Source organism: Calditrichota bacterium, assembly GCA_016867835.1.
Taxonomy (GTDB): Bacteria; Electryoneota; AABM5-125-24; order Hatepunaeales; family Hatepunaeaceae; genus VGIQ01.
This window is the reverse complement of sequence record VGIQ01000016.1, coordinates 1-23,976: the sequence shown is the minus strand read 5'-3', so window position 1 is coordinate 23,976 and position 23,976 is coordinate 1. Positions and strand designations below refer to the sequence as shown.

The 23,976-nt window shown below is 56.7% G+C and carries 21 protein-coding genes; 12 read left to right on the top strand and 9 right to left on the bottom strand.

The window, feature by feature from the left end; all coding sequences use genetic code 11:
* Positions 1-347 precede the first annotated feature (347 nt).
* Both FJY67_03115 and FJY67_03110 read right to left on the bottom strand, forming a co-directional pair.
* Positions 348-2,225, bottom strand: a complete 1,878-nt coding sequence (locus FJY67_03115; protein ID MBM3328449.1) for a HAMP domain-containing protein — start codon at positions 2,223-2,225, stop codon at positions 348-350.
* Positions 2,134-2,829, bottom strand: a complete 696-nt coding sequence (locus FJY67_03110; GenBank protein ID MBM3328448.1) for a response regulator transcription factor — start codon at positions 2,827-2,829, stop codon at positions 2,134-2,136. The genes FJY67_03115 and FJY67_03110 overlap by 92 nt, the downstream gene beginning before the upstream one ends.
* A gap of 270 nt (positions 2,830-3,099) precedes the next feature.
* On the opposite strand from FJY67_03110, the gene FJY67_03105 reads away from it, so the two are divergent.
* The 12 genes from FJY67_03105 to FJY67_03050 all read left to right on the top strand — a co-directional run bounded on the left by FJY67_03105 (position 3,100) and on the right by FJY67_03050 (position 18,488).
* Positions 3,100-3,975, top strand: a complete 876-nt coding sequence (locus FJY67_03105) for a class I SAM-dependent methyltransferase (GenBank protein ID MBM3328447.1) — start codon at positions 3,100-3,102, stop codon at positions 3,973-3,975.
* On the top strand, positions 3,968-5,593 hold the full coding sequence (bshC, locus tag FJY67_03100) for a bacillithiol biosynthesis cysteine-adding enzyme BshC (protein MBM3328446.1): 1,626 nt from the start codon (positions 3,968-3,970) through the stop codon (positions 5,591-5,593). The genes FJY67_03105 and bshC overlap by 8 nt, the downstream gene beginning before the upstream one ends.
* Positions 5,594-5,650: 57 nt before the next feature.
* Positions 5,651-6,397, top strand: a complete 747-nt coding sequence (gene bshB1, locus FJY67_03095) for a bacillithiol biosynthesis deacetylase BshB1 (GenBank protein MBM3328445.1) — start codon at positions 5,651-5,653, stop codon at positions 6,395-6,397.
* On the top strand, positions 6,394-7,512 hold the full coding sequence (gene bshA, locus FJY67_03090) for an N-acetyl-alpha-D-glucosaminyl L-malate synthase BshA (protein MBM3328444.1): 1,119 nt from the start codon (positions 6,394-6,396) through the stop codon (positions 7,510-7,512). Before bshB1 ends, bshA begins: the two co-directional genes overlap by 4 nt.
* 75 nt (positions 7,513-7,587) lie before the next feature.
* Entirely contained in the window at positions 7,588-8,940 is a 1,353-nt protein-coding gene (locus FJY67_03085; GenBank protein MBM3328443.1) for a phosphomannomutase/phosphoglucomutase, read from the top strand.
* A 69-nt stretch (positions 8,941-9,009) separates the two neighbouring features.
* Positions 9,010-9,225: a hypothetical protein gene (locus tag FJY67_03080; protein ID MBM3328442.1), complete on the top strand. Its 216-nt coding sequence runs from the start codon at positions 9,010-9,012 to the stop codon at positions 9,223-9,225.
* The gene (gene hpnC, locus FJY67_03075) at positions 9,201-10,109 is read left to right on the top strand and encodes a squalene synthase HpnC (protein ID MBM3328441.1); all 909 of its coding nucleotides are present in this window, start codon (positions 9,201-9,203) and stop codon (positions 10,107-10,109) included. Before FJY67_03080 ends, hpnC begins: the two co-directional genes overlap by 25 nt.
* A complete protein-coding gene (locus FJY67_03070; GenBank protein MBM3328440.1) occupies positions 10,106-11,008 on the top strand; it encodes a phytoene/squalene synthase family protein in 903 nt (300 codons plus the stop codon). Before hpnC ends, FJY67_03070 begins: the two co-directional genes overlap by 4 nt.
* A 206-nt stretch (positions 11,009-11,214) precedes the next feature.
* Positions 11,215-13,170: a T9SS type A sorting domain-containing protein gene (locus FJY67_03065; GenBank protein ID MBM3328439.1), complete on the top strand. Its 1,956-nt coding sequence runs from the start codon at positions 11,215-11,217 to the stop codon at positions 13,168-13,170.
* A 117-nt stretch (positions 13,171-13,287) separates the two neighbouring features.
* Entirely contained in the window at positions 13,288-15,123 is a 1,836-nt protein-coding gene (locus FJY67_03060; GenBank protein MBM3328438.1) for a hypothetical protein, read from the top strand.
* A 69-nt stretch (positions 15,124-15,192) separates the two neighbouring features.
* Positions 15,193-16,683 (top strand): T9SS type A sorting domain-containing protein, encoded by a 1,491-nt coding sequence (locus FJY67_03055; protein ID MBM3328437.1) that lies wholly within the window; start codon positions 15,193-15,195, stop codon positions 16,681-16,683.
* A 245-nt stretch (positions 16,684-16,928) separates the two neighbouring features.
* The gene (locus FJY67_03050; protein ID MBM3328436.1) at positions 16,929-18,488 is read left to right on the top strand and encodes a T9SS type A sorting domain-containing protein; all 1,560 of its coding nucleotides are present in this window, start codon (positions 16,929-16,931) and stop codon (positions 18,486-18,488) included.
* A 136-nt stretch (positions 18,489-18,624) separates the two neighbouring features.
* Here FJY67_03050 and FJY67_03045 read toward each other — a convergent pair whose 3' ends face one another.
* From FJY67_03045 to rplI, 7 genes are all read right to left on the bottom strand, one after another.
* Positions 18,625-19,713: a hypothetical protein gene (locus FJY67_03045; protein ID MBM3328435.1), complete on the bottom strand. Its 1,089-nt coding sequence runs from the start codon at positions 19,711-19,713 to the stop codon at positions 18,625-18,627.
* A gap of 90 nt (positions 19,714-19,803) precedes the next feature.
* Positions 19,804-20,547, bottom strand: a complete 744-nt coding sequence (locus tag FJY67_03040) for an SDR family oxidoreductase (protein ID MBM3328434.1) — start codon at positions 20,545-20,547, stop codon at positions 19,804-19,806.
* Positions 20,548-20,552: 5 nt separating this feature from the next.
* The gene (locus FJY67_03035) at positions 20,553-21,059 is read right to left on the bottom strand and encodes a hypothetical protein (GenBank protein ID MBM3328433.1); all 507 of its coding nucleotides are present in this window, start codon (positions 21,057-21,059) and stop codon (positions 20,553-20,555) included.
* 30 nt (positions 21,060-21,089) lie between these two features.
* Complete coding sequence (locus FJY67_03030; GenBank protein MBM3328432.1) at positions 21,090-21,893, bottom strand: adenylate/guanylate cyclase domain-containing protein; 804 nt, start codon at positions 21,891-21,893, stop codon at positions 21,090-21,092.
* 9 nt (positions 21,894-21,902) lie between these two features.
* Positions 21,903-22,460 (bottom strand): cob(I)yrinic acid a,c-diamide adenosyltransferase, encoded by a 558-nt coding sequence (locus FJY67_03025; protein ID MBM3328431.1) that lies wholly within the window; start codon positions 22,458-22,460, stop codon positions 21,903-21,905.
* Positions 22,461-22,488: 28 nt separating this feature from the next.
* On the bottom strand, positions 22,489-23,610 hold the full coding sequence (locus FJY67_03020; GenBank protein MBM3328430.1) for an A/G-specific adenine glycosylase: 1,122 nt from the start codon (positions 23,608-23,610) through the stop codon (positions 22,489-22,491).
* 8 nt (positions 23,611-23,618) lie between these two features.
* Positions 23,619-23,976, bottom strand: a 358-nt coding sequence (gene rplI / locus FJY67_03015; GenBank protein ID MBM3328429.1) for a 50S ribosomal protein L9, incomplete at its 5' end; no start/stop codon positions are given.

Here is a 23,976-nt window from a genome sequence, read left to right as displayed (position 1 = left end):
AAGTGAAGTGAGTGACGGCACTCCAGATTCCACACTCCGAATTCCGCATTCAGTATTCAGTATTCCACACTGCATTCAAAAAACGCCGCTCCCGGTGCCGCGACACCGGGAGCGATCTAAGGTGAGGGACAGGGCCGTCGGGCGGAATGACGTCCCTGTCCTTCGGTCGTCCGACGGCGACACCTCATTCGGTTCGGGGTGAAGGTATCGTGTCGGACGGTTGATGATTCATATGATACCCTCCACATTGACAGACGTCTGTGTCCCCCCTCACAAGTTGATACGAAAGAATCGCCGGATTGTTCCCCCAATAGGTGACAGGCACCCCAAACTTACTATCTGCGTCATCAATCCTCAAGAAGCCTGATCCTGAATACGCTTCCCTGCCCGACCTTGCTTTCGACCTCGATCCGCCCGCCGTGCGCCTGAACGATATGCTTGACGATAGCCAGGCCCAACCCCGTCCCCCCCATCTTGCGGCTTCGGTCGCGATCGACCCTATAAAAGCGCTCGAAAAGTCGCGACAGATACTGCTCTTCGATACCTATTCCCTGGTCCTGAACCGAAATCTCGACACCGTCCTGGACGCGGGCTGCGCTAACCCTCACCAATCCTGTCGGGATGCTGTGTTTGAGTGCGTTGTCAATCAGATTGACCAAGGCTTGTTCGAGCAGTGAGGGATTAGCCATCGCCATCAGATCCACGGGTCCTTCAGCCTGTAGTGTGATACTACGCGCCTCGGCTTTACGCAGGCAGTTACTAATTGCATCGTCTATGACATCTCGAATCCGGCAGAGTTCCAATCTAAGATGGCCGCTTGCCTGATCTTGCTCGATCCTTGCCAGTGTAAGAAGATCTTCGATAATCGCGTTCATCCTATCGACCTGCCGCTCGGCCATCACCTGGAACTTCATACGGTCTGCCGAGACGGGAAAGTCTCCCTGAGACAATGCTTCAAGAGCCCCCTTGAGCGATGTGAGCGGCGTCCGCAGTTCGTGTGAGACGTTTCCTACGAAATCTCGACGCACTGTCTCAAGGTGCCGGATTTGAGTAATGTCGTCGAAGACCAGCAGCATCCCACCTCCCGGCGGGATTGCCTTGCCCAGAGGCGAGCAGCGCACCTGCACTATTCGATTGTCAGGCTCAACGGTGAACTCCTCCTGCATGGTGATCCCGCTGCGCGCGACCTGCTCCCTAAGTTGCTGCAAGACCGGGTAGCGCAGGAGGCCGGTCAGGTTTTGCCCGAATGCTGCAGTGCTGCTAAGCCCGAATAATCTTCCTGCCGACTGGTTTAGACTGATGATACGGTCATCGGCATCGACCGCAATGACGCCCTCGACCATTGAACCGAGCACCGTCTCTAATTGGTGTTTCTGACTTACAATCTGCTCAATGCGGGCGGCGGATTCGACTGCGATTCGATTAAGCGCTTCGGAGACTGAAGCCAACTCGGCAACTTCGGATGGCCTTGTTCGTTGGTTGTAGTCTCCTCGCGCCAGTGCCAATGCGGTAGTCTCCATTTCCTTTAGCGGCTTCAACACTCGCCTTGTCAGCGCGAAATAGATCGACGCCATAAGCAGCAATACAACCGTCAGCGAGATGAAGAAGGCCGGGCGAGCACGATTCAAGGCTTCATCGATCCGCTTGACCGGCATTGCTATTCGCAGCAGAATGGGAACGCTGCCGGTTGCCGTATCGCTTGCCGCATAGGCCTGTTGCGCGAGATAGATCATCGGAACCTTTAGCGTCGGGCTGAGCCGGATGATTTGGCCGCTGCCGGAGGCTAACGCCTGAGCCACCTCCGGGCGGAAGAGATGATTCTCCATCACGGAGGATTCTTCGTGGCTGTCGCCCAGGACCTCACCATCGAGCGCGATGAAGGTGACACGCGTTCCCGTTTCGGTAGCGAGCCTTCGAGCAAGGGTCTGGAGTGAGTCGCTGCTGTCGGGAGTCATACTGAGAATGCGCCCGGTCAGGTTGGCGATACCGGTCAGATCGAACTGGATTTGATCTTCGTAGAGGCGATGCGTCGTCCGGGTGGCGATCCAGGTGAGGAATATGATGACGACAACCATCACTACCAGGAGCGGCGTCAGAAGAATTAGTGCCAGGGGGCGGCGTCGTTTCACACTATTATCCTTTCCAGCGATAGCCAACGCCACGCACTGTTTCGACCAGTCGGCCATACTGGCCCAACTTCCGACGGAGTGAGACGATATGGACATCAACCGATCGGTCGGTGACGAAGTGATCCTCACCGCGCACGGCATCGACAATCTGGTTACGCGTGAAGACCCATCCCGGCCGACGGGCAAGAAACCCGAGCAGTTTGAACTCGGTTGTGGTCAGAGCGACATCCTCACCATCGACAAGGGCTCGATACTGCGCTGTTAGAATCTGCAGATTATCATATTGAAGTTGCTCACCGGTATCGCCGACCGGAGATTGCTGCCTGCGACGAAGCACAGCTTTAATCCGGGCAACCAGCACCCGCGGGCTGAAAGGCTTGACTATATAGTCATCGGCGCCCAATTCCAGACCGGCAACGATGTCCGATTCCTCGCCGCGAGCCGTGATCATCATGATCGGGATCTTCGCGAGGTCAGGCGAACCCTTCAACCGCCGGGCTACTTCAAGCCCTGAGAGTCCGGGCAGCATCAGATCGAGCAGAATTAGGTCGGGACGATCGGTACCCGAACTGGTAGGGACGACTGATCCTCCGTCTGCAAGCAAGGTAACCCGCCATCCCTCGCGCGTCAGATGATAACGGATCACCTCGAGGATGTCTTCGTCGTCATCGACGGCAAGAATATGAAGAGAAGTGTTCAAGTAAGAAAGTAAGAAAGTGAGCAAGTTAGAGAGCTTCCCGCTCGCACCTAAAGCAATATAGTCTATGTTTGGTGCTTATGAAGACGAGCAGGGTGATTACTCAGTGAGAACTTGCGGCCGTCTCAAACCGGCACGCGGGGTTTATTGCAACACCATTATATAGCCCTTATACTAAAAGCGGTTGGTGAAATGTTCAGAGATGGTCATTCTGCCACATCCTCGAACTTTAATCTTGATCACTTGAACACTTGATCACTTGAACTTGCTCACTTGATCACTCGTTCCACTGCACATAGAGAATGGTTCCGTGACTGGTCGGGAGATGATTACGACCTCGTCTATGCCCACCGCGACCAAGCCGAAGCGGACCGATTCGTATTGTCCTGGCCATTCTTTGACGACTTGCCGCAAGGCAGTTGGTGCCTGGACCTTGGATGCGGTGCAGGAAGATACCTCCGCGCGCTTGCCGGCAAAGGCTATCGGGTGATCGGCCTCGATCGCTCGGACACGATGCTGAGTAAGGCGCAACAGAACTGCGGCCAGTTTGAGAGCATCTATTTTGCGCGATGCGATTTGCGGCAGTTGCCGTTCGGCTCACCACCCCGAATTGGTTTGGCGGTTAGCCTGTTTACAAGTTTCGGCTATTTCGCAAGCGACCGGGAGCATTTGGAGGTTTTGCGGGACGTTGCCGCTGTCGTCCAGCCAAATGGTATCTTGCTCCTCGATCTACCCAATCCCGACGACGTTCGCCGCTGCGTCCGCGATGCTCCGATGCGTAAAAGAATGATCAAGTGCGAAAGGGATGAAGCGGGCAAATTTGCGAACGATCAAATACCCGACATCGAGATCGAAGAGCACTACCGGTTGATTGAAGTAAATGAAGGACTCCGGGTTGAGAAGCGCATACGGATAACCCGAAAGGATATGCGTCTCGCGGATCGAATGGCAAGTGTTGGGGTTCGAGGAACAGGAGTCGAGGTGCGCAGGTCAATGGAGTCAGTACGACTTTTTAGCAAGTTGGAAGTTATCGAACTAACCCAAAAGGCGGGATGGGAACCATACGGCCCTCTTCGAGGCGACTACGATGGGAATCCACTCTCCGCTGCATCGCCTCGAATGATCTACATAGGCCGAAGACGTGTCTGAACAATTGAACTGGGCCAACCTGCCCAACGTCCCCCAGGTGATGCTGGAATTCGCCGCGCAGAATGATAGTGTGATAGACCTTCTGGGCGGCGACTACCGCAGTGCAGCAGCACGCCGTATTGCACGCGATCGGCGTCTAAAGCACTCAATTCCGGACGGACTGGGCGAAGCACTTCGTCAGGGCTACGGCGGGATGGATTTGTCTCCCGCCATCGAAGCCAACCTGGTCCGCTTGGACCAGCCCGGGACGCTGGCCATCGTTACCGGGCAGCAGGCAGGCTTGTTCGGTGGACCGCTATATACTACCTATAAGGCACTCTCAGCCATCCGGTTGGCGCGGCAACTGTCAGAGGAGACGGATGGTCCGGTCGTGCCGCTTTTTTGGATGGAAACTGCCGATTCCGACTTCGGCGAGGTCAACCGCATCGCCTTTCCGCCGCTGAGTGGAACACCCCGTCGAGCGCTTTACGCACCGCGCGATGTTGTTGCCGGTAGATCGATCAGTTTGCACCGCTTGATGCCGGAGATCGACGCTGCCATCGCCGAAGTTGATGTTTGGATAGAGAATGCTCCGCACAGAGACCGGGTCGTCGAACTGATCCGGTCAGCCTACCAGCCGGGAGAGTTCATTGCGGACGCCTTTCGACGTATGATGAACGAACTCTTTGGGGCTCGAGGACTTGTGCTCGTCGATCCGCGCCACCCTGCACTGATCGAACGCTCCATCCCCTTTTGGCAAAAGGCACTGGCTCGTCCGGAGAAACTGAACCAATCCTTTGCCGCTTCGTCGCGGTCCCTGGCATTGCTTCACCTGCCGCTTCAGGTCTATCTCCGCGACGACGCCCTGCCGGTCATGCATCATGGCGACGACGGAGTGCGGCGTCGTTTACAGGGGGAATCGGGTGTTTGGCGCGCCGGTCCCGAGGGTGAGCCCATTACCTCTGACGACCTGAAGAAACTTGCGGCCCGAGAACCGCACCGGTTTTCGCCTTCGGCATTGCTAAGACCGTTGCTGCAGGATTACCTGCTTCCGACATGGATCTATGTAGGCGGCCCGGCCGAAATCTCATATCAGGCGCAGATTGGTCTGGCTTATGAGTTGTTGGAGATCGGGCGGCCCTTAGTAGCGGCGCGATCTGGTTTCACGCTTGTCGAGCGACCGGTGCGGCGCTACCTCGACAAACACAACTGGACCGTCGCCGATGCAATGGGAGGGCGTGAGATGCTGTTGCGGCGGCGTGGCAGCGGCGAGGCGCTTGCCTCGCTCTTCGATAGTGGCATGGCGCACCTTGAGGGCTGGCTAAAACGTATCGAACAAGCCGCCGAGGAAGCAGAGGTTGCTATTGCCACCGAACTCGACCAGGCCGGGCGCAAGATGACTTACCAGTGGGGGAAGTTGAAATCGCTGGCGCTTACCCGCATCGAATCCCGGGATCTAACCCGCTTGCGTCACGCCGACTTTGTCATCGAACATCTCCTGCCCGATGAGGTGTTGCAGGAGCGGCATGACAGCCCACTCTACTATATTGCCCACTATGGAGATCAATTCATATCAGCGCTTTCTGAAAAGGTCAACCTGCTTGCACCCCGTCATTACGTCATCGAACTGGGTGACTAATATCGAGTTTTATTGCTGCCAGCCGATCTTCGTTTCTCTACTCATTGCATCTGACACTTGAGCACCTTGGATTATAGCGCATTGCCGGGCCTCGACGCTCTGGCTATAGGCGCCCACGCTGACGATGTAGAATTGGGTTGCGGCGGAACTCTCGCACTCCTCGCCGAAAAGGGCTATCGAACCGGAATTCTCGACATTACCGATGCTGCTCTATCGACTCGAGGGGATATTGCAACGCGAGCCGCCGAAGCCGCACTGGCAGCGGAGATCCTCAAGGCTGAAAGGTGGAATCTCGGAGCACGGGAGAGCGCCATTTATCCCGATGCCGGTAATCTGGAACATCTGGTCCAATTACTGCGCGCTACCAGACCGACGCTGCTCATTGTCCACTATGAAACGGATCGGCATCCCGACCATTCTGCCGTTAGCAGGCTGACGCGGGAGGCGGTCTTTTGGGCTGGTGTGATCAAGTTTTCGCCCGGGCTTGAACCCCATCGTCCGCGACGGGTCTTTCATTACTTCGCGCATATCGAGGGCCCGGTTTCGCTCATCGTCGATGTAAGTCGGCACCATGCGCAAAAGATGGCGGCGGTCTGCGCATATCGTTCGCAGTTCTTCACCGCATCTGGGGAAGCCCCCGACACCTTCATCAGCCGTCCCGAGTTTATGGACCGGGTAGAGACACGAGCCCGCCATTATGGTGATATGATTGGTGTCCGCTACGGTGAAGCGTTCCATGTGCGCGAAGCGATTCGCATAGAAAATCCAATCGAGTGGACGCTTCGGCAGGGCGACCTCGGATGAGAATCGGCATATCGTGCTGGCCGACTTTTGGCGGCAGCGGCGTTGTTGCATCGGAATTGGGAATGGGGCTGGCTGAACGGGGGCACGAGGTGCACTTTATCACCTATGCCGTCCCGGGTCGGCTTAATTTGACTCAGCCGGGGATTCACTACCATCAGGTTTCGATCCCGGACTACCCGCTCTTTGAATATCCTCCCCATTCTCAAGCACTCGCCTCGATGATGGCCGAGGTCGCAGGCGAGTCAGGATTGCAATTGATCCATGCCCACTACGCGATCCCGCACGCGGCGTCAGCGCTGCTTGCCAAAGCGATCACCGGAGGCCGCCTCAAGGTGGTCAACACTTTGCACGGCACCGACATCACGTTGGTCGGTCGCAGCCCGGCTTTTATGCCGGTGGTCAAGTATGCCATCGCGCACTCGGACGGCGTAACCGCGGTGTCGGAATTCTTAAGAATGGAAGTCTGTCGAACTTTTGACTGCGATAGAGAGATCGCCGTCATAGCGAACTTTGTCGATCCGAGAGACTATGAGCATCTTTCACCGGATCCGGTTCGCCGGCGCTTTGCTCCGGGCGGTGAACGTCTCCTGGTTCATGTATCGAACTTTCGACCGGTCAAGCGAATCGAAGACGTTGTTACGGTCTTCCTGAAGGTCCGGGAACAAATACCCGTCAAGTTGATTTTGATAGGTAACGGCCCTGAATTGCCTGCAGCCGTACAACGCATACGCGAGTCTGGATCCGTTGACGATCTCCACCTTCTGGGCAACATCGCACAGGTCGAACGGGTCGTTGCAGCAACCGACCTGATGCTCTTGCCGAGCGACGCCGAGAGTTTCGGCCTCGCCGCACTCGAGGCAATGGCTTGTGGGGTCCCGGTCATCGGTTGTCGTGCCGGAGGTCTTCCGGAAGTGATCGACGATGGCCTGACCGGCGTCCTCACTGAAGTTGGTGACACCGAGGCGATGAGTAAAGCGGCGTTAGATTTGCTGTTCAATGAAGAGCGTCGCCGGGGGATGGGACATCAAGCCCGCCGCGCAGCATTCGAGCGGTTTGATCGCGACACCATCCTCGACCGATATGAGGCGCTATACCGCCAGGTGCTGGGAATCTGACCAACAAAAACCAACCCCTGCGCGTATAATCGGGCAGAAGGTCTAAAGGACAGTTCATTGACTAAGCCAGGCACTATCAACCCTCACATTTTCCGGGAATACGACATCCGCGGCGTTTTCGGCGTTGACTTGACGCCGGATGTGGTGCGCGATCTCGGACGCGGCATCGGCACCTATCTAATCCGTGGAGGAGCCCGGCGAATATCGCTGGGGCGTGACGGGCGCCTCTCGTCGCCCGATATCCGCGACTACCTGACGGACGGCTTGCTCTCGACCGGGCTCGCGGTCGTTGACCTGGGTATGATCCCGACGCCGCTCTCATATTACTCGACGCATCGCCTCGAAGCCGGCGGTGCGATAATGATCACCGGCAGCCATAACCCGCCGGAATACAACGGCTTCAAGATATCGCTTGGACGCGAAGCAATTTACGGGATTGAGATTCTCAAGGTCCGCGATATTATCGCGTCGCGAGAGTTCGAGCGAGGCAGCGGGACCGTTGAACGCTATGACCTTATTCCCGAGTACCTTGACGATCTTGCCGCGCGTCTAAAGGTCGCCCGGCCGGTTCGGGTGGCGGTAGATTGCGGCAGCGGTGTGGGGGGGCTTACAGCGCCGGAACTACTTAAACGGCTCGGAGTCGAAGCTCATGTCATCTACAGCGAAGTCGATGGCCGGTTCCCGCATCATCACCCGGATCCGACCGTTGAGACGAACCTTGCCGACTTGAGAAAAGTCGTACTGGAAGGTCGCTACGAACTTGGCATCGCTTACGATGGAGACGCCGACCGGATCGGGGTCATCGACGAAACCGGGAGACCGCTATGGGGAGATCAGATTCTCGCCGTCCTGGCGCGCGATCTACTGCTCGAGCGACCTGGCGCGACGGTTATCGGTGAAGTGAAGTGCTCACAACTCTTCTTCGACGACGTTGCCCGGCATGGCGGCAACCCGCTGATGTGGAAGGTCGGCCACTCACTTATCAAGAGTAAGATGCACGACACCGGCGCCGAACTGGCAGGGGAAATGTCAGGACATATCTTCTTCAAACATCGCTACTATGGCTTCGACGATGCGGTCTATGTTTCCGGGCGGTTGCTGGAGATCGTCGCTCGCTCGAATCGGCCGGTCAGCCGGCTGCTCGATGACTGGCCGCAGACCTACAACACCCCCGAAATCCGAGTGGACTGCCCCGACGACCTTAAATTCGCCGTTGTCGAGCAGGTCCGCGACTCGTTTCGGGATCGGTACAAGATCGTCGATGTCGATGGGATGAGGCTCATCACCGAAGGCGGCTGGGGATTGTTGCGCGCTTCAAACACCCAGCCGGTGCTTGTTCTTCGATTCGAAGCCGATTCGCCGGATAAGTTAACTGCCATCAGAGCCGAAGTCGAGGATCGGCTCAAGTCGATCAAGTCTGCACTTTAGGGCACACTATTTGCTAATGCTCCATTTAGAAACCACATCACGAACGGGAGTTCAACACCGGGAGGAGAAATGACGACCTGCATCTATTGCCACAAGGAAATTCGCCAGGGCGAAAAGCGCTACTTTAGCCGGCAGGCCGGGATGAAGGGACTCTATCACTGGGATTGCTTCATTCAAGCCTGTCGTCAAGCCAATAAGGTCGGCGCTCAGGAAATCGAGACGATTACCGTAAGCGCTGGTCTTTACGATAATTACAACGAATATCCCGAAGGCGGGGAGTTCTGAAGCCGACAGCGCTCGCAACTTCGGTAGCCGCTGGTAGCGATATTCAAAAGGCGGCTGTCGGCTATCAAGCGAGCAGGAAACTGGCGCGAAATCACTACGAGAATTTTCGCGTCGCATCACTTTTCCTTCCCCGCCGAATCCGGAAGGATATCTACAACCTCTACGCCTTCAGCCGCCTGGCCGACGACATCGCCGACGAGCCAGCCGACGGAAGTCCTTCAGCGCTGCTTGATGAGTGGGAATTGCGTCTTGAACATGCGGCAGAAGGAAATTCAGACGATCCGCTTTTTGCCGCACTGGGCGAAACGATAAGGCGGCATAAACTGCCGCTGGAGCCGTTTCGCGACCTCTTACAGGCGTTTCGTCGCGACCTCACCTGTCTGCGATACGTATCCTGGGAAGACCTTCTCGATTACTGCCGCCTCTCGGCAAATCCGGTCGGGCGGCTTGTTCTACTGCTTGGCGGCGAATCTAATGAGCCGTTTTTTGCATACTCAGACAAAATTTGCACGGCACTGCAACTGGCTAACCACTGGCAGGACGTCGCGGGGGACTTTAGGCGGGGCCGGATCTACATTCCACTGTCTGAAATGGCCCGGTTCGGTGTAAGTGAAGACGCGATCCAACGTCGTGAGACTGGCCCCCTCTTCAAGCAGATGATGGCCAACCTCGTTGAACGAACGGAGGCGATGTTCGAAGAAGGCCAGGCCCTGCTCGATCTGGTTAACCGGCCACTTGGACGCCAGTTGCGGCTCTACTGGGGCGGCGGCATGGCTGCTCTAAGGGCTATTCAAAGCATCGACTATGATGTTCTCAATCATCGCGCCCGGGTAGGCCGACCGGCGAAACTGAGAGTTTTCATTCGCGCGGCTCTTAATAGATGAACGGAACTTTGGCACCATACCTGCCGTTGGAAGCAGCATCGCGATCCGACCTGAACCGGGCCTGGCGAACCTGCTCCCGCATCGCCCGTCGAGCCGCCGGCAACTTCTATCTTGCTTTTCTCATCCTTCCCCCGGTTCAGCGGCGCGGCATAGAAGCCCTCTACGCCTTTTGTCGGGCCGGCGACGATGCAGCGGACTTTGCCGATGGCTCCGCTGAGGCTGTGCAGGACAGTGCACTTATCTCCCAACTCCGTAACCGGCTGGACACCGTCTATACCGGTCAATACTGTGACGATACGTCGCTTGCCCTGGCTGTAGCCGTCCGACGTTTCTCCTTTGAACGCAAGCACTTCGACGATTTGCTCGAGGGCCTTGCAAGCGATCTCGACTTCCGCCCTTTCCCGACACGTCATGAACAGGAGTTATACTGCTACCGGGTTGCTTCAACGGTGGGGTTGCTCTGCCTGCACATCTTTGGCGTCGTGACAGAAGCCGCTCGCGGGTTTGCGGTCGATCTCGGCAAAGCAATGCAGTTGACCAACATCCTGCGCGACATCGGTGAAGATCAGGCACGGGGGCGCGTTTACATTCCCATAGAGACGCTCGCACGACATGGACTGACTCCATCCAACTTCCTTCAATTAGACTATCGGGCTGCACTGCATAGTTTGGTAGCTGAAGAGGCTGCCTTTGCACGACGTTTCTATCGACAGGCTCGCGAGGCGCTTACCCCCGACATCCGCGGCCCGCTCACCACCGCTCGCGCCATGGGCGCCATTTACGAGGCGCTCTTGGGCCGGATCGAATCCACGGGGCGCTACGACCGTCGGATAAGATTGACCCGGGGGGAGAAAGTAGCGATTATCAGGTCATTGACTTCCACGGCTGCAGTATCATAGCCTCACTTGTGCGGCGACGAAGAAAATTGCCAAAGATGGAGTGTGAGGGCTTGACTTTGCTTGTTGTAGGTCTCTATATTTTGAATCGGTAAGATGGATGATTCCCGGCCTGACCTCCCGGGCGCAAGGCGTTCGGAAAAGGGTTCAAATGACTATCCCAGACCGGGTAGATTGACGCGCAGTTCACACGTTTTCAAGGAGGCTACATGCGCAAGGTTCGCAAACTTTTTCCTGCAGTGCTCATTGCTGCAGTGGTGATGATCCTCCTCGCGGCCTCGCCGGCGCTGAGCATCTGGCAGGTGCTGGTTGACGAGGACTTCGACAAGGATCAAACTGTGGCGACGCTCCGCTGGCCGTGGGGCACTCCCCCCCAGAACCCGACGATTCGCTGGCATTATAACCCGCGTCCCAACTGGTATCGTGCCGAGATCGGGGTCTATTACGAGAACTACACCTGGGGTCTGCAGAACTGGGCCTACAACGTCCTCGTCCGGCGGCACGCCCGATTTCCGGCTTCGATCTGGTGCGCCTATACCAACCGCGACTCGATCAACAATCCGCGCTGGCCGGAAGACGACGACTATATGGACAACCAGAACGCCTGGGCCTGGTGGGGGCCGATCGACCTACGCCAAGCCAAGAACGCGGCGGTCATCTTCTGGTATTACAATGATATCGACCCCGGGGTGCGGGATTCGCTCGTCGTCTGCATGGTCAACAACGACAATTATCTGACGATCGGCAAAGTCCCCAACACCAACCCGCCGCGCCCCGACACGACCGCGATGCGAACGCTCCCGGCATACGGGCGGTTTATGTGGATCGATTCAGCCGGCGATGAACATTGGCTGCTGACCACTTTCAAGACCCGGCCGCTGGATTGGCAGCGACGGCAGTTCTTCCTGAATGACTTGCGTAAACTCGACAATCGGGGGCGCGAACTCGATACCGTCGTCAATTGGTGCCGCCGCCCGGCAGTCGTGAACGACCGCGACACCATCCTGGCCGGCGAACGTCGCGTCTGGCTCTGCTTCGTATGGCAGTCGAACGAGCGCGTCATCGGAGACAAGGGAGCCTTCATCGACGACGTAATGGTCGTGTGGGATGACGGCCTCTTCGATATTCGCTCGAGCATGTCCTACATCGGCATCCCGATCAACGAGGACTCGACTCGTTGGAACAACGACTATACGCCGCGCACCGGAGACCAGTTGAGGTTCCGGAGCGACTGGACGGTGGTAGGCGACGGCGAAGTGCCCGAGTTCACTATCCGCTTGAAGATCGACGACGAGTATGTCTATTCCGAAGTCCGTCGCGGCATCTTTGCCGGAGATACGACCTACACCTCGATCGCCGATACGATCTGGACTGTAACCCCGGGCGCTCATACCATCACTTGGGAACTCGACACTCCGCTTAACGACGGCGGTGTGGTGCGGGAAACCCGCGAAGACAATAATACCGGTTTCCTCTCCTTTAATGTCGAATGGAATCCGGCACCGGAACTCGACATCAACAGTCCGTTCCGGGATATGACCGAAGTCTTCGCCGATTCGACCTGGCGGATCCACTATGTCGTTCAGGACTCGAACGAGACCGACACCACCTTCACGGTCTATCTCTACTTCACCGACGACACCTCCGGCCTGGCTGCGAACCCGGAGTTGATGTATGACTATAACTACATCAACCACACCTTCCGGGGGGTAGTCGGCGAAAGTTCAATGCTCTGGAATGTCCGGCGCGACTGGAACGCGGAGCGAGTCGTGGAAGGCGGGGTTTACTACATCTGCGGCTTCGCGACCGACGGCTATCCGGGCAACCTGACCCAGTCCTTCGCAATAGGCCGGGTAGTGATTCGCGGACCGCAATCCGCGCCGCCGCTGGTCGATCTGCCGCGCGACTATGCGCTGACCCGCGCCTTCCCGAATCCGTTCAACCGGGCGCTGACGATCGACTATGTCCTTCCGGCTGCCGGCTCGGTTAGAATCGCGATCTACGACCTGACCGGACGTTTCGTCGAGACGCTCGTCGAGGGCCAGCGTCCGGCCGGGCAGCAGACCGTCGTCTGGCGTCCGACGAACGTCGGCGCCGGGCTCTATCTGATCAAGATGGAAGCCGGCGGAAAGACCTTCCTCCAAAAAGCGGTCTTCGCGCCGTAAGTCATCACCTATCGAAGGGGGCGCGGGAACTGCCTTGCGCCCCCTTCACGCTCTTACTCGACTCAGGCCTCCCGCAACGGGAGACGAAAGCATGCGACACTTCAAAGCGAGGTTACTATGAACCGGCAGATTCGCTGCTCCACACTCCTTCTATCCACACTTCTCATAGTTCTGACCGCGCAGCCGTCGGCAGCGCTCTGGAATATCGCCCTGGACGAAGATTTCGACAAAGACCAGGCAATTGCCATTCTACGCTGGCCATGGGCAACGCCGCCACAAGCCGCCAGCCCCCGCTGGCATTACAATCCCCGCGGAGCATACTATCGATCTGAAGGCCGCACTACAGACTACTCCTGGGGGCTGCAGAATCTCATCTACAACACCCTCGTCCGCCGCAACGACATCCGCCAGGCGATTTGGTGCGCCTATACCAATCAGAACGATCCCAATAATCCGAGGTGGCCCGCCGACGACGACTATATGAACAACCAGAATGCCTGGGCCTGGTGGGGGCCCTATGACCTCCGGCGCGCCCGCGATGCGATGGTCAGTTATTGCTATTTGGTCGATGTCACCTTCGGCAGTTCTGATTCGCTTACAATCTGCATTGCCGATAGTATCGACGAGCCTACCCTGGATGGGGCTGAATTTCGCCGAAGGCTGCTCTTGGGGGTGGTCGAAGATCAGCAGGGCAACCAACGTCTATCGACCTATCCCACCCGCAACAACGACTGGCTGCGAAATTCTTTCTCGCTTTCCAATTTGCGCGGCTTCAATGCTCAGACCGGACGCTATACCGATTCGGTCAGCGTCGTGGGACAGAATGGAATCTTTATCTGCTTCGTCTGGCAGTCGAACTATCAGGGCGTCACCGGCAAAGGCGCCTTTATCGACGACGTCGTCACCGCCTGGGACGACGGGCTCTTCGACCTGAACGCCCTTGAGACCTGGCGCGGGCATCCGGTAGCCGAAGACTCCGTCATCTGGTCGCACAAGGGGCGCGTCCGGGCCGGCGAGAGCATCCTTCACCGGGCCGATTTCACCCTGCGCGGCAACGGCTTTGCTCCACCTTTCGCCGTCGAATGCCTCATTGACGGGGAACTCTTCCAACGTATCGAGGGCCTTGAACTTGCCGCGAGCGACACCCTCATCCGGTCGGTCGTCTCTGAGCCGTGGATAGCCCCGCGCGGACAGCACATTGTCCGGTGGGTGCTCGACAGCAGCGGGGACATCGAAGAGTCGAGTGAGGACAACAACGTCGTCCTCGACACCATCGACGTCTATTGGAATCCAGCGCCGCAGGTCGAACTGATCCGGCCTTACGAAGGCGCGATCGAGATCGACTACCTGCATCGCCTCGAAGTCCACTACGCCATCGACGACTCGCTCGAGACCGACTCGCTTTTCACCGCCTACTTCTACTGGACGACCGATACCACCGGTCTGGCGGGTAACATCGACCGGTTCGACGACTATCACTTTCTCGGCTTCTCCCGCGAAGCGCGGCGCGGCGACAACTGGATCGACCTCAGCATGGCCGAAGCGATCCGGCGGGGTGAGATCGAGTTCCTCGACACGCTCTACATCTGCGGGTTCGTCACCGACGGCGAGGTCTTCAACAATACGATCTTTGCCGTGCAGGGAAGACTCTTCGAGACGTCGGCTCCGGGCGAACCGGATCCGCTTCCGGCGGAGTTCCGGATCGTCTCGCTCCACCCGAATCCCTTCAACCGGACGACAATGGTGATCTTCGACCTGCCGATTCCGTCTGAAGTGCGCCTTGAGGTGTTCGACCTTGCCGGGAGGAGTGTCGAAGCCGGTCGGCCGGTCCGGTTTGCCGGGGGCCGGCATTCGCTCGCTTGGCAGCCGGACGGGTTGGGAGCGGGGGTCTATCTGCTCAGGATGGATGCGGCGGGACGGGTGCAGTGGGCGAAGGGAGTCTATGTGCCGTAGGTTCAGGTATCACTGGATCCTGTGAGTTCGGGATCCAAATGGATCTATCCTGCATTAAGGAGTTTTGAAATGACGTCAATTGCAAGACTGACCATTCTGCTTCTTTTTTCGCGGCTCCTGTTCGCCCGGGAGCCGCTCCCGCTCGAGGAGGTCTGGCGGGTGGAGTTCGATCGCCCGGCGAACGCCATCCTCTCCCAGCGAGTTGGCGAGGATGGCAATAAGTATCTTGTTCAGTTGGATAGCAGCGCTGTGATGGTCTCGAACGGGGAGATCATTCTGGACAGCGATTCGGTCCGCTTCGATTCTTGGGTGGGAAGTCAATCCGAGAATCAGGGATTTGTAATCAAATGGCAGAATGGTGCATGGCGAGAGGGAGCTGGATACAAATTCATTAGACGGTATTCACCGGAAAATTTTCAATACTTAGGTCGTACCGAAATATTAAGCAATAGAGGTGGAGGAGATGAATGGGATTCCTGGCATAATTATCTTACTTCAATTGTGCCACTAACTCGGATGAACCTGGAAAACCTCGCCACCGTTCTTGTTTACTATCATACCTCCCGTTACTATACTGATTTTCGAGGTGATGCCAATGTATATCAAAGTGGGGGGATTTGTTCAATCAGATTGGACAATGGTGCCGGGATTGACACCATTATACTCGGGAGCACAATTGGTGGTCTTATATGGAACCAACTTGAAGAAAATCGATCGTTCTTGATAGGTCAGTTCTTGATATTCGAACGGCATGAAAATATTCGAGCGCCCCAATATGTCCGAATACGCCTGGCCGTTATCGACCACAATCTGCGTTTGAATTCACATGTTGACTTGGATGAAAATGCTTACGGATGGTATCAGGATGGATCCCTGTTCAGCCTAATGACCACAGCAAAGGATCGACATGATGATCATTGGTTGTGGATATTACGTAATTATGGCCCCCGCGAATTGATAAGATACTCGTTACCAGCACTTGGCAATCCTCACAGGTTTGAATTGCCTAATGGCTTGAGAAACCCGCTGATGATGCTGCCCCGCCTCTATGAGGTAGGATTTGGATATGAACTTATGTATCTCTTGATCGATCGCGATAGATCAATCACCTACTTATTCCCTCTTACGAGTGAATTTGTATCTTCTCCTTACCAATTCCCGGTTACGCCATTACAAATCCTTGAAGTGGATGATGACCGGGATGGTGAGACGGAGTGGATCGTCTTGACGCAGCGAACATTGATTTGCTATCGTCAGGTCGATATTGACTTAGGCGTTACCGCCGAACCTCTCCTCACCATGCAATTCGCGCTGTCCCCCTTTCCCAACCCCTTCAATTCACAGGTTCGCATCGGATTCAGTCTCAAGGAAGAGTCCGATATTCGCCTGACTATTCACGATCTGATAGGGCGTGAAGTTAAAGTGATGGAGAGCGGCAGAAAGATGCCCGGATATTACGATGCCGTTTGGAACGCTGACAATCATCCGGCTGGAGTCTATTTCTGCCGACTCAACATTAAAGGGAATGAGTTCACGCAGAAATTGGTGCTGTTGAAGTGATAGTCGCCAAAGGTCGAGGGCGGGCTCTGCCCGCCCTCCTCATACTCATCTTATACACACCAGACATCTTCGCACAACCCGAGGTCGATTGGCAGCGCGTATGGGGTGGAAGGGGAAGCGATTTTTGCTGGGACGCTGATTGGAAGTCTAATCAGTGCTACGCATTGATTGGTGATCGTCATGGTGGTGGAGATATTTCTTCTGATTATGCAATTTACGTTGTTGATCTTAATGGCGATACTATAATGTCAAAAGTCTTTAATGAAGTGGGAATTCAGTCTGCATACTGTGGAACCGTTGGGCATGGTGATGGCGGATATCTGCTTGCTGGTGAATGGAATGGTTTTGCACACATCTTACGCATTGATGACGAAGGTGAGATAGTATGGGAGATGAATTTCAGTGACTGGAATGCGCGAGATTTCTGGGGAATCAAGAAATTTGGAGATCAAGAGTATATTCTTGCCGGCACTCGTCGAGTGAACGGCGGTGATGTTCTGGTGGTCAAAATTAACGAGAATGGCGAGATCATCTGGATAACTTCTTACGGCACAGATAGATCCGAATACGGCTGGGGATTATGTATCGATTCGGAAGAAAACATTGTTATTGCCGCACAAAGAGGGACTTTTGATCGCGGGTATAATGCGCTTCTCTTGAAGGTATCTGCAGATGGTGATTCACTTTGGATGCGAGAATATGAACCTGATGTCAGCGAAGGGCTAACTGAAGTTGTCGAAGTTCCCGGGGGATATGTAGCAGGCGGTCTCTCGGGCAGGATTGGGCCGGGGGAGATCACCCGTTTCTACCTTCTCAATGTCGATTATAATGGCAATAGACGCTGGTCGCGCCCTTACGACGAACTTGGTGAAGCCGCATTGCGAACTATATCTTACGCCTCAATTGATCGGGGATTCCTACTCGGGGGATCAAATGGCTCTTTAGGAGGCAACCGAAATAGTTGGTTATTGAAAGTAGATCGTGATGGTGAAGTGCAATGGAGTATGAGGTGCGGAGGGAACCGAGGTGGAGATTATGGAATTACTCGAATCATCGAATTGCCCAATTTTTCCTATGCTTTGGGAGCAACGATTAATTACACTGATTTCGACCGGGATCTTCATGGAAGTTGCATCGCTCTAATCAAGACCGCTCCTGACCCGCTGGCGTTCGAGCCGGTGGTCTTCGAGCCATCTGCCAGAATATACAACTTCCGCGACGTGGCGCTCGACTCGACCGCCGTCTGGGAACTGCAACTGCGCAACATCGCCCCCCGCTTTGGGATGGTGCATCGAGGGGAGATGATCGAGGGCGGGGAAGCATACTCTTTCGACCTTGCCGACACCTCATGGCGCATCTATCCGGGCGATTCGACGACGGTGCAGGTCTTCTTCCACCCTCCCTCTGAAGAGCGTTACACCGGGTTACTGCGAATTTACACCGGTACCGAGCGCGGGATCACCGATTCGCTCACGGTCACCCTATCCGGTCGCGGCGTTCCTCTCGCCGTCCCCGACGACGACGGGCGAATCGGAATTCGCCCCTACGCCTTAACCCTTTCCCCCTTTCCCAACCCCTTCAACTCCTACCTCTCCATCTACTACAACCTCCCCCATCCCGGCTGGTGGACGATGCGGCTCTATGACTCCCGCGGCAGCGAGGTGATGCTCTTAAAGGAGGGTTATATGCCTTTCGGACCCCAACAGTTCCGCCTCGACTCCGGCGCCCTCCCTTCGGGGCAGTATCTGCTCTCGCTGCAAGGCGCAACAGGCGTCACGACCCGGCGGGTAGTAATGACCAGATAATCAGCATCATCATCAGCATCACCATCAGCATCACCACTTCCGTCACGCCTTAACTCTGCTCCCTGCCATCAGATACGCATGATTTGTGACGATGTGACGATTTTTCCGCTGCACACCCCTGCCATTGCCATGGGCATTAATCACTCTTCCGCTCCTCCCCCCACTCCGACACGAAGATGTTCGTCGAGTGCGGATGCGGCCCGAACCGGTTCGAGCACCAGATCAGTTTCTTCCCATCGTTCGAGAACATCGGAAACCCGTCGAACTCAGGCCCGTAGGTTACGCGCTCGAGGCCTGTTCCGTCGAGGTTGATAAGGTAAAGGTCAAAGTTCGGCATTCGTCCCTCCTGCCGCCAGGTCGAGTCGGCCCAATTCGAGCAGAAAATGATCCGCTTGCCATCCGGGTGCATATAGGGCGCCCACGACGCCGCTCCGAGGCTCGTTACGGCCCGCCGCTCGCTCCCGTCCGGGCGCATGATCTGAATCTCAAACCGCAGCGGCATCACCATCTTGCGCGCGAGCAGGTCCTTGTAGCGCGCGATTTCGGCATCCGTTTTGGGCAGGTGGCTGCGGAACACGATCCACTTCCCATCGGGTGTAAAGAAGGGCCCGCCGTCATAGCCCAGCGTCGTCGTCAATTGCCGGACATTTCCCCCGTCCGTGTCCATCGCGTAGATGTCGAGGTCGCCGTTGCGCACCGACGTGAAGACGATCTGCTTTCCGTCCGGCGAGACGGCGCTCTCGGCATCGTAGCCCGGCTCGTTCGTCAACTGCCGGAGGTCGGTGCCGTCCAGGTTGACGGTATAGATGTCATACTCATCAAGCCCCCAGACATAACCGGCCGCGCGATCCGGATCGGCCGGAGGCTCTTTCGAAAAGCCGTGCGTCGAGCCATAGACGATCCGGTTCGTCCCGGGAATGAAAAAGGCGCAGGTCGTCTTGCCGAAGCCCGTCGAAACGAGCGTCGGCGTGCCGCCTTCAGCGGGCATCGTCCAAATCTGGTCGGCCGGATAATTCTCCTGCCACCGGCCCTGCCAGACGATCTGTTTGCCGTCGGGGCTGAAGTAGGCTTCGGCATTCTCGCCGCCGCTGGTCAGCATCCGGACGCTGCGCAAATGACGGCTTTCGCCCTGGAAAAGCAGCGAACCGGCAGGCATTGCCTTTGCTGATAATGCCATCAGAGTCAGACTGACGGCTATCACCGGAAGTTTCTTAGATCCGATCATACCTTGTATTTGACTAATGACAAGTATGGAATATTCGGCGAAATGGAGCGTCGTTCCCGCATAGGCGGGAATCCAGTTGGCCAACCTGGTTTACATCCCCACGCTAATCCCGCCATCGACGAAGAGCACCTGCCCGGTGATGTAGTCGGCCAGCGAACTGCAGAAGAAGAGATGCGCATTTGCAACGTCATTGGGATCGCCGAACCGGTTGAGCGGGATGCGTTCGATGTACTTGGCGCGGGTCTCTTCAGCGACCGCTTCGAACATCGGGGTCATTATGGCTCCCGGCGCAACGCAGTTGACGTTGATACCCGATTTGGCCAGTTCCAATGCCAGAGTGCGGGTCAGCCCTATCACGCCGGCCTTGGTGGTGGAGTAGTTCACCTGCCCTGGATTGCCGAGCGACGCCACCGACGAGGTGTTGACGATACGCCCCCAACGTCGTTTGCGCATCGGCCGGATCACCGCTTGCGAAGGAATCCAGGTCCCGCGCAGATTGACCCGGATGACCGAATCCCACTCCTCCTCGCTCATCCGCAGTGAGAGATTGTCCCGCGTGATGCCCGCATTGTTAATCAAGACGTCGAGCCGGTCGTGGCGCTTTGCGATGTCGTCCACCGCGGCATCGACCTGAGCCTTATCGGCGACATCGAAAGCCAATGCTTCCGACCTGCCTCCAGCAGACCGGATATCTTCCGCCACCTCACCCACCCACTCGGGCTTGATGTCAGCGCAGATCGCGACGGCGCCTTCGGCGGCAAACCGGCGCGCTATGGCCGCACCAATGCCTCGACCGGCACCGGTGATGAGTGCGACTCTATCCGTGAGCAGCATAGCGCCTAATTCCCCACCGAAGGATGGCCTTCGGGCAACTTGGGGTGACCTTCTGGAAGTTCCTTCTTGGCCGGCGGCTCGCTGCCGTGATCGTGTCCGTCGTGCTCGTGATGCTCGTGTGATTCACCAGGCATAGCCGAGCCGTCCATCGGGGGATGACCCGGCGGCATCGCCACCGACCCGCCTGGCACTTCAACGCCCATCATCGCGAGGTGCATTACGACGCCATCCTGCGATAGCCCGGCGTCAAGCATCATCCGGATAGACTCTCGAATATCGGCTGACGATGCGCACTTGCTCTCGGCAACGGTGATCTCTTTGCCGACACAGCAACTATCCGGACAGTGGAGTTTGGCGGCAATAGCCATCACCGCATCGGCGCTCGCTTTGCTGGTTGATTGACCGGGAACCGGCATCACCTGTGCCTTGCGCGCCGGATTGTGATAGATCGTCCAGCCGAATCCGACCGCAACGATGGCTATTAGAATGCCGATGATCGCCTTCTTGTTCATTATGATCCTATAGTCTTGAAATTGAGAAAGTCAGTTGCCGCTGCTGCTGAAGCATTGCGCGTACACTCGCACCGGCTCGGCTCGCCCCTTCAGTTCCAGTTCGCGCAACTGGCATTGCGCGGTATCGAGCCGCCCGGCCTTCGCCGCCGCGTCACTGATTAGCAACTCACCGGGGCCGGCTGCCGAAGCGAGCCGGGAGGTAACATTGACGGCATCACCGAGTGCGGTAATGTCCGCAAAGGTGTCGATGGAACCGACCGATCCGAAGTAAGCCACGCCGGTATGCACGCCGACTCCGACCGGGACCAGCGGCGTCCGGCCGGCCACATTTCCGGTTGCTTCGAGCAATTGCCGTGCCGCGTGGATGGCCTTTTCGGAATGTCCCGGCCCTGCCCAACCGGGAATGAAGAGTCCGATCACCTCGTCGCCCATCATCTTGTCGATGAATGCATCGTATTCTACCAACACCTTGTTGGCGACGTTATAGAAGCGGTTCATCAATCTGCTGAAATCGACTGGACTGCTCCGCTCGGCAATCTGCGTCGATCCTCGAACGTCGGCAAAGAGGAGCGACATCTCGATCTCCGCACCGACATCCCCGTCTTCCGGCGTGAAGCAGAGCGCGCAGAATTTCGGATTGCGCTCCGAACGGCGAATCTTCATGAAGGTCTTCACCAGTCGTCCGCCAAGACCCTCAAAAGGCGCATTGCAGATCTGACAGCGCGGCGAGGCTGGAATATGCCGGAAGAAGTGGCGCATTTTGCCATGATTGCCGGCTTCGCCGGTGAGAACGCACTCGCGCCACATCGCGTCCTTATCTATCTGTTCACTCATTGCGCACGATTATCGAGGGGTCCAGAAAACATCCTCAACTCCGGACTTCAGGTTTACGAACCGTGCCGCAACAAAGAGAAAGTCTGAAAGCCGGTTGAGGTAAATCAGTATGGCCGGGTTCACCTCCACACTTCTGCCTCGAGTAAGGCTAACCACGGCGCGCTCGGCGCGCCGACAGATGGAGCGCGCAAGGTGCAAAGCCGCGGCACCAGGCGATCCCCCCGGAAGTATGAACGCCCTAATCGGTTCAAGGTTCTTTTCAAGGCGATCGATGGCTTCCTCAAGAAATCGTTCAGCACCGTTATCGAGTCGTGCCACCTGGTCGCCAGGCTTGACGGCACTTGACGGAGTAGCCAGATCGGCTCCAATGACGAAGAGGTCGTTCTGCACTTTCTTGAGGATTGCATTGACGGCATTCGGCAGGCCGCCGGTGCGTGCTAACCCGATAGAGGAGTTGAGTTCATCGACCGTCCCGCACGCTTCGATGCGTTTGGATGACTTGGAGACTCGTCCGCCTCTATAAAGTGCCGTTGTCCCCGCATCACCGGTCCGGGTGTAGATCTTCATATATCACAATATACGAGAATCCGGCTGATTACCTCAGTACATCACTCTGAACTGACAGCAACTGCCGAACGATACTGCGATGCGCCGAGGGCATGAGAAGGCGTTCCATCTCACTGAAGGAATTCCAAACCATTCCCATCGGCGGTTCAAATGTCATGTCGGCTTGCCAAACTTCCGGAAGCAGCCTCACCACATTGACGGTGTAATGGTGACTCACCGGCTTAAGGCGAGAAGAAGCCATCCTTTCTAACCCGATCGAGTTGGGATCGAGTCCTGAATCCCCTTCCACCAACGGCAGCAGCCATAACCCCGGAAATCTGTCATCCCCAGGTGAATGAAGCAGGATTAAACTGCCTCTCACAATGAGTAATACCCGAGAATCTCGACGATGCACAGGACGCCGGATCCGCATTTGAGCATCATCGAACTGTTTACTAACGGCTGCCTTGCATTCTTTCTGGAGTGGACATTGGGCACAGCGCGGCGACCTCGGAAGGCAGACCGTTTGACCTAACTCCATCAGAGCCAACGTCAATAGGCGGGGTGATGTTTTTGATAGTGCCTTTGTCAGGAATCCTCCGGCGTCGGCTGCAGATGGATTTGACCAGTTGCTCAAGCCAAGATACCGCTCCAGTATCCTGCGAATATTGGCGTCGATGGCTGGTTCCGGGCGGTCGAACGCCAGTGCCATCACCGCAGCTGCGGTGTAGTCTCCCACCCCGGGCAGTTGCTTCAGTTCCTCTACATCATCTGGAATCTTACCGCCGCATTGGTCCATGACGACCGCTGCCAAGACCTTCAGGCTTCTGGCTCGTCGGTAGTAGCCGAGTCCTTCCCAATAACGTAGCAATTCACTCTCGTCTGCCTGATGAAGCGACTCCAGTGTTGGGAAGCGAGCCACCCACCGGCGATAATACTCTACCACCACCGACCAGACCGTCTGCTGCAGCATTATCTCGGCGACGAGTACGGCGTAGGGATCTGTCGTTTCGCGCCAGGGCAGGTCGCGCCGGGTAGGATTATACCAATCGGTTAATTGCCGGGCGAACCAGTCCGCCTCCTGTGAAATGCCCTCTAAAGCGAAGGGGAAGCCGGTGGCGGCTCCCCCTTCACTTGTCTGATCCACGGAACGGCTTAGTTTTAGGCTCATTGCCCGGTTCACTCAGCCTTGATGACCCGGACCCGAACGTGGGCTTCGACGCCGGCATGAAGTTTGACCGGCACGGTATAGACGCCGAGGGCCTTGATCGGCTCCTCGAGGTCGATGATACGGCGGTCAATCTCGATCCCTTTGGCGGCGAGTAGTTCCGCAATGTCGGCCGCGGTTACGGCACCGAACATCCGGTCTTCCTCGCCGGTCTGAACCGTGGCGACGACTTCCTCGCGCCGAATCCGCTCGGCGACCGCGCGATGGCTCTTCATTTCGCGCAGTGACTTCGCTTCAGCCTGTTTGCGCTGGGCTTCGAGCGAGCGGAGGTTCCGATCGCTGGCGAGCAGAGCAAAGCCGGCCGGGATG